Source organism: uncultured Eudoraea sp. (genome assembly GCF_947260015.1).
Classification (GTDB): Bacteria; Bacteroidota; Bacteroidia; order Flavobacteriales; family Flavobacteriaceae; genus Eudoraea.
Window position 1 is genome coordinate 25,210 of record NZ_CAMYOM010000034.1, and the last position, 13,189, is coordinate 38,398.

The window sequence follows — 13,189 nt, forward strand, 5'->3', positions numbered from 1 at the left end:
ATTTACAGGTCAAGGTCTCGTTCAATTTCTTCCATTTCAATAATATCTTTTGCCTCCTGGATTGTAGGGACCAGACAAATTTCATGCGGTACCTGATCATATTCCACTTTATTCGTGACCAATACAAAAGATTTATTTGCAGCCCGGTGTGTATTTGATAACTGAAGAAACTCCAAAATATCATTTGAAGTTATTTTAGAGAACGAAAACAAGTTAATAATTAGGTGATCGTTTTTTATATTCTGATAAGATTTGTTAAGGTTCTCTATAAATTGTTTTAAGGAAATATTTTCCTGGTATACGATAGTTGTATTGCCGGCTTTATCAAAAATCATCTTGTTTTTATTTTTGAAGCTAACAAATAAATCACTGCCATACGAATAGCAACTCCATTCTCCACCTGGTTTAGAATTATGGATTGTTTGGAATCAGCCACATCACTGGTTATCTCAACACCGCGGTTTATTGGCCCCGGATGCATAATTACAATTTCCTTATCCAGGCCATCCAGAATTGCTTTATTTACTCCGTACTGTTGTGTATATTCCCTGGTTGTTGGAAAATAACTTATATCTAAACGCTCGTTTTGAATCCGCAACATATTGGCCACATCACACCAATTTAATGCCTTTATAAGATTGGTTTCTACCTCGATCCCTAAAGATTCTATATGTTTTGGAAGCAAGGTACGGGGACCACAAACTTTCACATTTGCACCTTGTAACTTTAGAGCAAAAATATTTGATAATGCTACTCTCGAATGAAGAATATCGCCTACTATTACTACATTTTTTCCCGCAACATCGCCCAATTTTTCACGAATAGAATAAGAATCCAAAAGGGCTTGGGTAGGATGTTCATGTGCTCCGTCTCCTGCATTGACAATAGCGGCATCCACATGTTGCGAAAGAAAAATACCAGCCCCGGGACTGGGATGGCGCATTACCACCATATCTACTTTCATGGAAAGGATATTGTTAACGGTATCAATAAGTGTTTCGCCTTTCCTTACCGAAGACTGCGATGCGGAAAAATTAATTACATCGGCGGATAAACGTTTTTCCGCCAGTTCAAAAGACAGCTTGGTTCTTGTACTGCTTTCGAAGAAAATATTTGCTATGGTAATATCACGAAGTGAAGGAACTTTTTTAATTGATCTGTTAATAACCTCTTTGAAGTGATCAGCGGTTTCAAAAATGAGTTGAATATCCTCTTCTTTAAGATATTTAATGCCCAATAAGTGTCTAACACTCAATTCGCTCATATGTTCCCTATTTACTTACCAAATAAATAATATCCTTCCCATCATTTTCCTTCCACATGACCTTTACCTTCTCTTCATTTATTGCGTCTACCTGTCTTCCCCGATAGTTAGGTTGAATTGGTAAATGCCTGCTAAAACGACGGTCAATAAGGGTTAATAATTCTATTTCCTTAGGTCTTCCGAAAGATTGAATGGCCGTTAATGCAGCACGAATACTTCGACCCGTATAAAGTACATCATCTATCAGGACAACCTTTTTACCTTCCACCAAAAAATCAATTTTAGTGCTACTGGCTTCCAGGGTTTTTTCACCTCTTCTAAAATCATCCCGATAAAAAGTAATATCAAGGAGTCCCAGATTTATTTGTTTAACTCCGTAATCCTCTTTAAGAATTTTGGAAAGCCGTTGTGCAAGAAAAATTCCACGTGGTTGTATTCCTATTAATGCGGTCTCTGTAAAATCTAAATGATGTTCTAAAAGTTGACAAGCCAGGCGGTGTAGTATAATGTTAATTTCTTTGGAAGAAAGCAATACTTTTTGACTCATGCGCTAGATAACATACTCTTTTCGACTACAAAAGTAGGGATTTCTCCTTAATATAAATGATGGATTCAAATATTGTACAGGTCTTTCTCCTTCAATACTATAGAAATACCCGATAAATAAAAAAGTCCTGACAAATATATCAGGACTTTTTCTTTACTACTATTGAAGCAGACTTCTTAGAAACCTATTTTTTCTTATCGGCTTCCATCTTGTCTTTCAACGCTTGTAATTGCACATTGGCATCACCCAAAGTTGGCTTAGCCTCTTCTGCTGAAGCAGCTGCTTTTTTCTTAGCCACTTTTACATTGCGTTGTTCCTCTTCTCTAAAAATAGCGGTGTGACTTGCGACTACACGTTTGAATTCTTTGTTGAATTCAATAATCTTGAATTCAGCATCTTCGCCTTTAGTCAATTTCTTGCCATCCTCTTTTTCCATATGGCGTTGAGGAACAAATGCAGTTATATCTTCATTAAAATCTATAACGGCACCTTTATCTACTATTTCAGAAATTGAAGATTTATGAACAGTGCCCAGGGCAAATTCCTTTTCATATTTATCCCATGGATTTTCTGTAGTTTGTTTATGGCCCAAACTCAATTTACGCCCTTCTACGTCAAGCTCCAATACTTCAACTTCTAAAGTATCTCCAACTGTTACAAATTCTGAAGGGTGCTTTATTTTCTTGGTCCAGGAAAGATCTGATATATATATTAATCCATCTATACCTTCTTCCAATTCAACGAAAACGCCAAAATTGGTAAAGTTTCTGACAATTCCTTTATGTCTGGAACCAACAGGATATTTTGTTGTAATGTCAGTCCATGGATCTGGTGTTAATTGCTTAATCCCCAATGACATTTTACGATCTTCTCTGTCAAGGGTTAAAACGACTGCTTCTAGTTCATCGCCAACCTTAACAAAATCCTGTGCTGATCTCAAATGAGTTGACCAGGACATTTCGGAAACATGAATCAATCCTTCCACTCCTTCGGCAACTTCTAAAAAGGCACCATAATCCGCAATTACAACTACTTTGCCTTTTACTTTATCACCAATTTTTATTTCATCTCCCAGAGCATCCCAAGGATGTTTTTCCAATTGTTTAAGACCTAGTTGGATTCTGGATTTGTTATCATCGAAATCAAGAATAACAACATTGAGTTTCTGATCTAATTCTACAATTTCGTTTGGATGATTTATTCTACTCCATGAAAGATCGGTGATATGAACTAAGCCATCAACGCCACCAAGGTCAATAAATACACCATAGGACGTAATGTTCTTGACTATACCTTCGAGAACCTGGCCTTTTTCGAGCTGACTGATAATCTCTTTCTTCTGTTCTTCAATATCTGCCTCAATCAATGCTTTATGTGAAACAACCACGTTCTTGAACTCATGGTTGATCTTAACTACTTTGAATTCCATCGTCTTACCAACATACTGATCGTAATCCCGAATAGGTTTAACATCAATCTGTGAACCCGGTAAGAATGCTTCAATTCCAAAAACATCCACTATCATTCCTCCCTTTGTTCTGCATTTTACAAAACCGGTTACCACTTCTTCTTTATCATGCGCAGCATTAACCCTATCCCAGGCCATGATAGTTCTGGCCTTTCTGTGTGATAAAACTAGTTGTCCGCTTTTATCTTCACGGACATCAATAAGAACCTCAACTTTATCACCAATCTTAAGATCTGGATTGTATCGGAACTCATTGAGCGAGATAACACCCTCAGACTTAGCATTAATGTCGATAATGGCCTCACGGTCGGTTAAATGAGTAACCGTGCCCTGTACAACCTCTTCATCGGCTGTATCTACAAAATTTTCTGTAACTAACTTTTCAAATTCTTCAAGCTTGGAATCTTCAACACGCTCTATTCCTTCTTCATATTTCTCCCAATTGAAATTCTCCAAAAACTCCTGAGGATCCTGTTTTGGTGTCTCTGCTTTTTGTTCTTCTTTTACTTCAGTAGTCTCTACTACCTCTGTTATTGCTTTTTCTTCAGCCATGTGCTGATTAAATTTGTATTCCGTAGTACTTTCAGGAGTTAAACAATTCCTACAGAAGCTGTTATTTGATTTTTTTTTAGTCCTTTCTTTTCTCCTGATTATTTGTAAAAAAGGAGTGCAAAAGTACAATTAAAATGTTGTTTTACAAAGTAGTGTAGGGGAAGGATTAAAATAAGGGTCGAGATTTACATATTTCCTGGTAAAATCAACAGGTATTTTGTAACTTGTACGTCACAAATAGTAATAATTAAAATAAACAAAATGAGTGTTAAAGCAAAATATCAGGCAGTCCTTAATTTAGGTGAACAATTAGGTATAAAAGATGGTGATGTAGTTGAAGCAGAAGGCGTTTTAAAGATTAAAGGAGAAGCGCATACCCAATATGAAAAAGATCTAATTTGGGATAAAATAAAAGAAATTGGCGGTGAACACGCCTCAGATATAAAGGCCAATATTTCTGTAGGTGATGGCTCTGTATATCATCGTCATGTTGTGAAAAGCGGGGAGTCTCTAAGCAAAATAGCAAAGCACTATTATGGTGACCCAATGAAATACAAACAGATTTTTAGTGCGAATACAAATATTCTGAAAAACCCGGATATAATTCATCCAGATCAGGTATTGATAATCCCTAACAATTAGTTATCTAATTTATAAAAAAAAGAACGCTTTTTAAGCGTTCTTTTTTTGTTTTTCAATAACCTGCAGCGCATGATAATGGATTCGTTCAAACTGTTCCTTTAAGCCCATATCGCTATTGTCAAATTCAATAGCATCCTCAGCCTTCAACAAAGGTGAATTTGCCCTGTTTGAATCTATATAATCACGCTCTCGAACATTTTTAAGCACCTCCTCGAAAGTTACCTCTTCTCCTTTTGAAATCAATTCCTTATATCGCCTAGACGCTCTTATATCAGGAGAAGCCGTCATAAATATTTTAAATTCTGCATTGGGAAAAACGACGGTTCCTATATCCCTGCCATCCATAACTATCCCTTTGTCAATACCCATTTTTCTTTGCATGCTTACCAATTTTTCTCTTACCTCGGGGATTATCGAAATTTTGCTAACCTGTTTAGAAACACGCATACTTCTTATTTCCTGCTCCACATTTTTCCCGTTGAGAAACATTTCTGAAAGGTCTAATTCCCTGTTTAATTGAAATTTTAGATTCGCTTTTGGAAGGAGGTCGATAAGCTTAGCATGGTCAATATTTTCGTTGACAATACAATTATTTTCACAAGCAAATAGCGTAATCGCCCTGTACATAGCACCTGTATCTACATAATTATAATTTAAAGCGCTGGCCAATTCTTTGGCAATAGTACTTTTTCCTGTTGACGAATAACCGTCAATTGCAATAGTAATCTTTCCCATATGTTAAAAGTAGAGAGAAATGAATAAAAGTCAAACTAAAAAAGACCTCTTAGCTTAATTCCAAACATGAAAGGACAATTTAGTATTATGAATATTGGCTATAACTTCTTGGCGTTTTTTACTTTTTGGTCAGTAATGGCCTCATCTATTACCTCGCTCATATCCGTTACATAATGAAAAGTTAGACCTTTTAAGTATTCCTCTTTTATTTCAAGGATATCTTTTCTGTTCTCCTCCGATAGTATTATCTCCTTTATCCTGGCTCTTTTAGCTGCAAGTATTTTTTCTTTTATACCACCTACGGGTAAAACTTTACCTCTTAAGGTTATTTCGCCTGTCATAGCCAGGCTTTTTTTGACCTTTTTCTGAGCAAATAAAGAAACTAGTGAGGTAAGCATAGTAATGCCCGCACTTGGACCATCTTTGGGTGTTGCTCCTTCCGGCACGTGAATATGAACATTATACTTTTCAAAAACTTCTGGATCTATACCAAAACTATCGGCATTGGATTTTATATACTCCATTGCAATGGTAGCAGATTCCTTCATGACTTTACCTAAGTTCCCTGTTATATTGAGTGTGCCTTTTCCTTTAGACAAAATAGATTCAATAAAAAGAATATCACCACCAACACTGGTCCAGGCCAATCCGGTAACAACTCCGGCTACGTCATTATTTTCGTATTTATCGCGTTCCATCCTGGCCGGACCCAATACCTTTTCAACATCATCATTGCTAATCTTCACATTATATGACTCCTCAATAGCAATAGATTTAGCTGCATATCGGACCATTTTTGCTATTCGTTTTTCCAGACCACGAACACCGGATTCGCGGGTATATCCCTCAACAATTTTTTCCAGCTGACGTTTCCCAATTTTTAAATCTTTCGATGATAGTCCATGTTCTTTAAGTTGTTTTGGCAGCAAATGTCGTTTGGCAATTTCCACTTTTTCTTCAATGGTATACCCGGTTACATTTATTATCTCCATTCTATCGCGCAAGGCAGGCTGAATCGTAGATAGATTATTAGCTGTTGCAATAAACATGACTTTAGAAAGATCATATCCAAGTTCAAGAAAATTATCATGGAAATCATTGTTTTGCTCAGGATCTAAAACCTCTAACATAGCAGAAGATGGGTCTCCCTGATGACTAGCCCCTAATTTATCTATTTCATCTAAAATGAAGACCGGGTTTGAAGTCCCTGCTTTTTTAACACTTTGTAATATCCTGCCGGGCATGGCCCCTATATAGGTTTTACGATGACCTCTGATTTCTGCTTCGTCTCGCAAACCACCTAAAGACATCCGTACATATTCCCTGCCTAATGCTTCGGCCACCGATTTACCCAGGGAAGTCTTTCCAACCCCAGGAGGTCCATAAAGACAGAGAATTGGAGATTTCATATCATTTCTCAGTTTAAGAACCGCTAAATATTCAATTATTCTTTGCTTTACATCTTCAAGACCATAATGGTCCCTGTCTAAAATTTTCTGAGCCCTCTTAAGATCAAATTTATCCTTGGAATACTCATTCCATGGCAAATCCAGAAATAAATCCAAATAATTCCTTTGTATGGAATACTCAGCCACTTGTGGGTTCATACGTTTCATTTTGGCCAATTCCTTTTCAAAATGTTCAGCCACTTTCTTATCCCATTTTTTATTCTTGGATTTGGCTTGCATTTCATCAACTTCCTCATCATAAGAAACACCACCAAGTTCTTCCTGAATAGTTTTCATTTGCTGATGTAAAAAATACTCACGCTGCTGCTGGTCCATATCACTTCGTACCCTGGATTGAATATCTTTCTGAAGTTTCAATTTCTGCAGTTCCACATTCATATATTTCAATGTGGCGAGTGCCCTGTCTTGCAGATTAGGAATCTCTAATAAGTCTTGCTTATCTTTTACATCGAGATTAAGATTGGAAGAAACAAAGTTTATCAGGAAAGAATTACTTTCTATGTTCTTTATCGCAAAGGAAGCTTCACTTGGGATGTTAGGATTATTTTTGATGATTTTTAATGCCAGTTCCTTTATTGAGTCAATGATAGCCAGAAATTCCTGATTACCAGGTGAGGGTCTTGCTTCATCTGCTTCTCGAATTGTAGCTGTCATATAAGGATTCTCCGTAAGTACCTCCGCTATTTCAAATCGTTTTTTACCCTGTATAATTACTGTTGTATTACCATCAGGCATTTTTAATACCCGTAAAATTCTGGCTACAGTACCTAAAACATTAATATCTTTAATCCCGGGGTTTTCAGTCTCCTCATCTTTTTGAGAAACAACACCTATGACCTTCGATCCTTTATTAGCATCCTTAATCAAATTTATTGAGGTATCTCTGCCGGCCGTAATTGGTATTACTACACCGGGAAATAATACGGTATTTCGAAGAGGTAAAATAGGCAAAACCTCTGGTAAGCTTTCATTATTCATTTCCTCTTCATCCTCAGGAGTTAATAATGGTATTAATTCAGAATCTTCATCAATTCCTTGTAACGTCATATTGTCAAATTTTGAATAATTGGAATATCCCATAGCATTTTATTCGGTCATTCTGTCATTTTAGGACAGGTTTTCTATTATTATGCTCCACGTATACTTTATAAAACGACACGCCTTTAGTCTGAAAATACCGTGTATACACTCTTTTCTACTTCTTTAGGACAATTCTTGTGCCAACAAATAGATATTTTTCCAAAAAAAGTGTAACATTCCTTAAATTATCAAATCTTTTATATAAAGCATTTACTTTTTGAGCCAAAATAAAGTACATACTGAAGCCTTGTTACAATTGTGTCTGGAAGGTAGACAAAGTGCACAAATGGAAATTTATAATCGCTATTACAAAGCCATGTTTAACACGGCATATAGGATAGTAAAAGACAGTGCGGAAGCTGAAGATGTTATGCAGGAATCGTTTTTAAATGCTTTTACGAAACTGTATACGTTTAAAGGGGATGTTACTTTCGGTGCCTGGTTAAAGCGCATAGTTATAAACAAAAGCATCTACCATTACAGAAAACAGCAGAAAAAGAAAGAGGTAGGATTAGATGAAATATTGTACAAGGTCGAAGATAATGATGGAATTTCTGAGGATCATGGGAGTACAGAACGAATGGCTCAAAAAGTACTCGAAACCATGAAACAATTGAAAGATAATTACAGAATTTCTTTGACCTTACATCTAATTGAAGGTTATGATTACGAAGAGGTTAGTTCAATTATGGATATAAGTTATGCGAATTGCAGGACTACCATATCAAGAGCGAAAGAAAGTTTAAGAAAAAAAATGATAAATGCTTAATTATGAAAGAAGATCGAATAGAGGAAATGTTTAAAAGCCTGCAAGGCTCTTTTGATACAAAAGAACCAGATACAGGTCATGAGCAAAGATTCCTGAAGAAGTTGAGCAATGAAAGTGGTGTAGTAAAACTAATCCCTAAAAAGAATAGTTGGTGGAGACCATTATCAATAGCAGCTTCCATAATGTTGCTTTTCGCAGTTGGGGCTTCGCTTTATACTAATCAACCATCCATTGATGAACAGCTGGCTGAAATTTCTCCGGAAGTTTCGCAAACTCAGTTTTACTTTGCCAGCCTTATTGAAGACCAAATAAAAGAACTGGAGAATGAAAGCACACCTGAAACTAAGAAATTAGTGGATGACGCTATGTTGCAATTAAATAAACTGGAAATAAACTATAAGAAACTTGAACAAGATCTTCTTAATGGTGGAAATAGTAAACAAATACTGAGTGCTATGATTACAAATTACTCAACCCGTATAGATTTACTTCAAGAGGTTATGGACAAAATAGAAAATATTAAAACTTTTAAAAATTACGATGATGAAAACATTACTATTTAAATATACATTAATTGCACTTCTGGCTCTTCCGGTTATGGCTCTTGCCAATAATGGGGATTTAAAAGGCAAATATACCAAGGAGAAAACCATTAAGAAGGAATATGATGTTAATTCAGATGCCTTGCTAAAAATTAGAAATAGTTACGGAAATATTACTTTGAGTTCCTGGAACGAGAATAGAGTAGTAATAGAAGTTCATATTAAAACCAGCGGTAATAACGAGTCTAAAGTACAGGAAAAGCTTGATGAAATTACAGTAGATTTTGAAGCCAGCAGTGATATGGTTTCCGCAAAAACTATTTTTAATAAAAATAAAGGAAGCTGGGATTGGAATTGGGGGAAGAGCAACAATGTGAACATGCAAATAAACTATACTATTAAACTTCCTGTAAAAAATAGTGTCCATCTAAATAATGACTATGGGAATATAATGCTGGACCGGATTGATGGCCATGCGAAAATTAGTTGTGATTACGGAAGGTTAGAAATAGGTGAACTACACGGAAGGAATAATGAATTAAAATTCGATTACACATCCAAATCAACTATTGAATATGTAAACAGTGCTAAGATTTCTGCCGATTATTCCGGGTTTACAATACAAAAAGCAGGAAATTTATACGTCAGTGCCGATTATACCAATGCTGCAATCGGACAAATGGAAAATTTAGAATACACCAGTGATTATGGCAAATTGGAAGTAGATGAAGCAAACAATGTACAGGGAAATGGCGACTACATAAACGTTAAGTTGGGTACCATTCACGGGAATGTGGACATTAATGCAGATTACGGTTCTGTGGGCATAGCTAATATGGCTCAGGATGCTGGAAATGTTTCAATCCGAACAGATTATACGGGCATTAAAATAGGTTATGATCCTATGTATAATTTTAATTTTGAAATTTCCACCGAATATGCCGGTGTTAGCGGGAAAGATGATTTTGATATCAGTATAAGTAAAGAGAAATCCACCGAGCGTTATTACAAAGGATTTTACGGTAGTGCAGGTAGCGAAAATATGATCTCCATAACGAGTGATTATGGAAGTATTACTTTCTCTAAAAATTAATCAAAACAATCAATATTAAACACTAACAACTTAAATATTTTATCATGAAGAAAATAATAACTCTAGGAATAGCTATATGCACGTTTGCCGTCACAAATGCCCAGAAAATAAAAGGAAACGGCAATGTAGTAACCATTGAACGATCTACTGACGAATACGATGCGATTGCCGTGTCTGGATGGTTTGATGTAATTCTCGTTGATGGACAAGAAGGAAAATTAAGTCTTGAAGGAGAGGAGAATTTGCTTGAACATATTAAAACTGAGGTGAAGGAGGGTAAATTGGTAATCAAAGTAAAAAAAGGTTATAACCTTCAACCTTCTTCCTGGAAAAAGGATGGTGGTATTTATGTAACTGTTCCGGTAGAGAGTGTTAGCGAAGTTTCCCTATCAGGCTCAGGTGATATATTTGGTAAAAAAACCATTTCCGCTTCAGAATTTAGCACAAGAATGTCGGGCTCCGGGGATATAACACTGGATGTAGAGTCTAATACGGTTAGCGCGTCAATGTCTGGTTCCGGAGATATCAATTTAAGTGGTACCACTGAAGTATTTGATATTCAAATTTCGGGCTCCGGTGACATAAAGGCTTATGACCTTATAGCCGATACAGTAGATGCAAGTATTTCAGGATCTGCCGATATTAAAGTAACGGCTAATAAAATGCTGAAAGCAAGGGTATCTGGCTCCGGAGATATTCATTATCGCGGAGATGCAACAAAAATAGATAGTAAAGTTTCGGGCTCCGGGGATATTACCAAGGGATAGAATTACATCAAAAAACGAACAACAATCATACCCTGGCGGAAACGTCAGGGTTTTTATTTACCCTGGACAGTAAAAACAATCCGCTTAGAAAAAAAAGTCCCAGGAATATGGTTGCATTTCGCATGCTTCCGGTAAACTGAGCAATAAACCCGTACAAAAAAGTGCCAATTACAATCCCTAGTTTTTCCGCAACATCGTAAAAACTAAAAAAAGAAGCTGTATCGGTTGTTTCAGGGATAAACTTAGAATAGGTAGATCTCGACAATGCCTGTATACCGCCCATGACAATTCCCACACAACCTGCAGCAATATAGAAATCTGTTGGAGTAATTAAGAAATACGCATATATACAGATAAATACCCATAATACATTAATGACCATAAGCGTTTTTATATTTCCAAATCTTTTTGACGCTCTTGCAGTCATAGTTGCTCCAAATATAGCTACCAACTGAATCACCAGAATGCTGACAATTAATCCTGTGGTACGTTCACTATCTGAACCCCAGTTAATCTCCTGTTCTCCAAAATAAGTGGCAATCAACATAACTGTCTGAACAGCCATACTATATACAAAAAATGCTACCAGATATCGTTTTAGTTTTATCTCATCCCCTAATTGATGCCATACTCCTTTTAATTCCTTAAATCCATTGAAAATAATATTTTTACGAACCCCGGTCCGCTTAACCCCTTGAGGCAGGTAATAGAAGCTATATTGACTGAATAAAATCCACCAAATACCCACTGTGACGAATGAATATTTCATGGCTTTAATCTCTGCTACTTCAGATGCATCGCTCTCTATCCCAAAAATATCTGGTTTCATTACCATGGCCAGGTTTAATAGAAGTAAAATAACGCTTCCAATATAACCCATGGAGAATCCTTTGGCACTTATTCTATCCTGTTGTTCCGGGAAGGCAATATCCGGGAGGTAGGAATTATTAATTGCAAAACTTACCCAGAAGCCTACAAGACCAAAAAAGTAGCAGACCAGGCCTAAATAAATATTTTCTAATGAAAACCAGTATAGCCCTATACAGGAAATTCCACCGAGATAACAAAAAAATTTCATAAAGATTTTCTTATTACCTAAATAATCTGCAATACCTGATATTAGTGGTGTGATTAAAGCAATGAATAAAAAAGCTGCTGATGTAAGATAACTTATTAATGGAGCTCTGGCAATTTCACCGCCAAAAACCGATACTTTCTCAATATCTGCAACTCTAAACAAGGCTCCATAAAAAATTGGAAAAATGGCGGAAGCAATTACCAGGCTATATACAGAATTAGCCCAATCATAAAATGCCCAGGCATTTAATAGTTTCTTACTCCCTTTTATTGCAAAAGTTCTGGCCATAAAATAAAAAAACTGCTCTATATGAGCAGCTTCGAATATACAACTATTAGAGGAATCACTATTTTAAATAGCCTATTGAAATGAAGTCACGCCAAACTTCTGAGCTTCCTGTTTTGCCAAAGGAGCCCATTGCGTTAAATTGGCAATCCTGGTCTCATTAGAAGGGTGGGTACTTAAAAATTCCGGTGGTGCATTACCTCCTGCATTTGCCTTCATTCGTTTCCACAGTTCAGCGGCCTCATCCGGATTATAGCCTGCGATGGCCATAATCTGAAGCCCTATTCTATCTGCTTCTGTTTCATGACTACGGCTAAAAGGTAGCATAAGACCAACAGAAGAACCAATTCCATATGCCTGGTTAAATACATTTCTTGTTTTATCGTCCTGGATCGCAATATTTCCGGCTACTGCTCCGAGTTGCTGCAAGGTGCCTGCACTCATTCTCTGTGCGCCATGATCTGCCAAGGCATGAGCCACCTCATGGCCCATTACAACTGCAACTCCTGTTTCTCCCTGGCAAATAGGCAGAATACCGGTATAAAACACAATTTTTCCGCCAGGCATGCACCAGGCATTTATAAGTGTGTCTTTTACTAAATTATACTCCCAACGGTAATCCTTTAGATAACCGGGATATCCATTTGCCGATAACCATCTTTCAGCGGCAGAAGAAATTTTCTGTCCTACCCTGGTTATCATTTTTGCCTCAGATGTATTCTCCAGGACATTATTTTGTCCAATAAAATCATCGTATTGTGAGAAGGCCATTGGAAAAATCTGACTGTTGGGATAAAAGTTCAATACTTTTTGTCCTGTAAAGGGGTTTACTTTACAGGAGGCAATTCCCAGTAATAATATGGATACCAGTAAAAACTTTTTAGTGCTCATTTTATTG

Annotated in this window: 13 protein-coding genes; 5 read left to right on the top strand and 8 right to left on the bottom strand. The window is 36.6% G+C overall.

The features are described from left to right. Positions 1–2 precede the first annotated feature (2 nt). From Q0X66_RS12940 to rpsA, 4 genes are all read right to left on the bottom strand, one after another. The gene (locus tag Q0X66_RS12940; RefSeq protein ID WP_297707041.1) at positions 3–335 is read right to left on the bottom strand and encodes a ribonuclease Z; all 333 of its coding nucleotides are present in this window, start codon (positions 333–335) and stop codon (positions 3–5) included. Continuing rightward, complete coding sequence (locus tag Q0X66_RS12945; RefSeq protein ID WP_297707042.1) at positions 332–1,264, bottom strand: aspartate carbamoyltransferase catalytic subunit; 933 nt, start codon at positions 1,262–1,264, stop codon at positions 332–334. Before Q0X66_RS12945 ends, Q0X66_RS12940 begins: the two co-directional genes overlap by 4 nt. A gap of 7 nt (positions 1,265–1,271) precedes the next feature. Next, positions 1,272–1,811 (bottom strand): bifunctional pyr operon transcriptional regulator/uracil phosphoribosyltransferase PyrR, encoded by a 540-nt coding sequence (gene pyrR, locus Q0X66_RS12950; protein WP_297707044.1) that lies wholly within the window; start codon positions 1,809–1,811, stop codon positions 1,272–1,274. Between the two features lie 184 nt (positions 1,812–1,995). Further along, entirely contained in the window at positions 1,996–3,831 is a 1,836-nt protein-coding gene (rpsA, locus tag Q0X66_RS12955; protein ID WP_297707046.1) for a 30S ribosomal protein S1, read from the bottom strand. A gap of 261 nt (positions 3,832–4,092) precedes the next feature. Here rpsA and Q0X66_RS12960 point away from each other — a divergent pair, with 261 nt between their 5' ends. Beyond that, entirely contained in the window at positions 4,093–4,473 is a 381-nt protein-coding gene (locus Q0X66_RS12960) for a LysM peptidoglycan-binding domain-containing protein (RefSeq protein ID WP_297707048.1), read from the top strand. Between the two features lie 30 nt (positions 4,474–4,503). Here Q0X66_RS12960 and cmk read toward each other — a convergent pair whose 3' ends face one another. Further along, entirely contained in the window at positions 4,504–5,208 is a 705-nt protein-coding gene (gene cmk / locus Q0X66_RS12965; protein WP_297707050.1) for a (d)CMP kinase, read from the bottom strand. A gap of 98 nt (positions 5,209–5,306) precedes the next feature. Beyond that, positions 5,307–7,757, bottom strand: coding sequence for an endopeptidase La (gene lon, locus Q0X66_RS12970; protein ID WP_297707052.1), 2,451 nt, complete (start codon positions 7,755–7,757; stop codon positions 5,307–5,309). A 217-nt stretch (positions 7,758–7,974) separates the two neighbouring features. Between lon and Q0X66_RS12975 the strand changes: the two genes are divergently transcribed. The 4 genes from Q0X66_RS12975 to Q0X66_RS12990 are packed head-to-tail and all read left to right on the top strand — an operon-like array spanning position 7,975 to position 10,928. After that, positions 7,975–8,526: an RNA polymerase sigma factor gene (locus Q0X66_RS12975; protein ID WP_297707055.1), complete on the top strand. Its 552-nt coding sequence runs from the start codon at positions 7,975–7,977 to the stop codon at positions 8,524–8,526. Positions 8,527–8,528: 2 nt separating this feature from the next. Further along, positions 8,529–9,089, top strand: coding sequence for a hypothetical protein (locus Q0X66_RS12980; protein WP_297707057.1), 561 nt, complete (start codon positions 8,529–8,531; stop codon positions 9,087–9,089). Next, the gene (locus Q0X66_RS12985; RefSeq protein WP_297707059.1) at positions 9,070–10,161 is read left to right on the top strand and encodes a hypothetical protein; all 1,092 of its coding nucleotides are present in this window, start codon (positions 9,070–9,072) and stop codon (positions 10,159–10,161) included. Before Q0X66_RS12980 ends, Q0X66_RS12985 begins: the two co-directional genes overlap by 20 nt. A gap of 44 nt (positions 10,162–10,205) precedes the next feature. After that, positions 10,206–10,928 carry a head GIN domain-containing protein gene (locus Q0X66_RS12990; RefSeq protein WP_297707061.1) on the top strand — a complete coding sequence of 241 codons (723 nt, stop codon included), beginning with the start codon at positions 10,206–10,208 and terminating at the stop codon, positions 10,926–10,928. Positions 10,929–10,953: 25 nt separating this feature from the next. Here the strand turns inward: Q0X66_RS12990 and Q0X66_RS12995 are convergent, their stop codons facing one another. Both Q0X66_RS12995 and Q0X66_RS13000 read right to left on the bottom strand, forming a co-directional pair. Beyond that, positions 10,954–12,294: an MFS transporter gene (locus Q0X66_RS12995; RefSeq protein ID WP_297707063.1), complete on the bottom strand. Its 1,341-nt coding sequence runs from the start codon at positions 12,292–12,294 to the stop codon at positions 10,954–10,956. 72 nt (positions 12,295–12,366) lie between these two features. Continuing rightward, positions 12,367–13,182, bottom strand: coding sequence for a M48 family metallopeptidase (locus Q0X66_RS13000; RefSeq protein WP_297707065.1), 816 nt, complete (start codon positions 13,180–13,182; stop codon positions 12,367–12,369). Positions 13,183–13,189 lie beyond the last annotated feature (7 nt).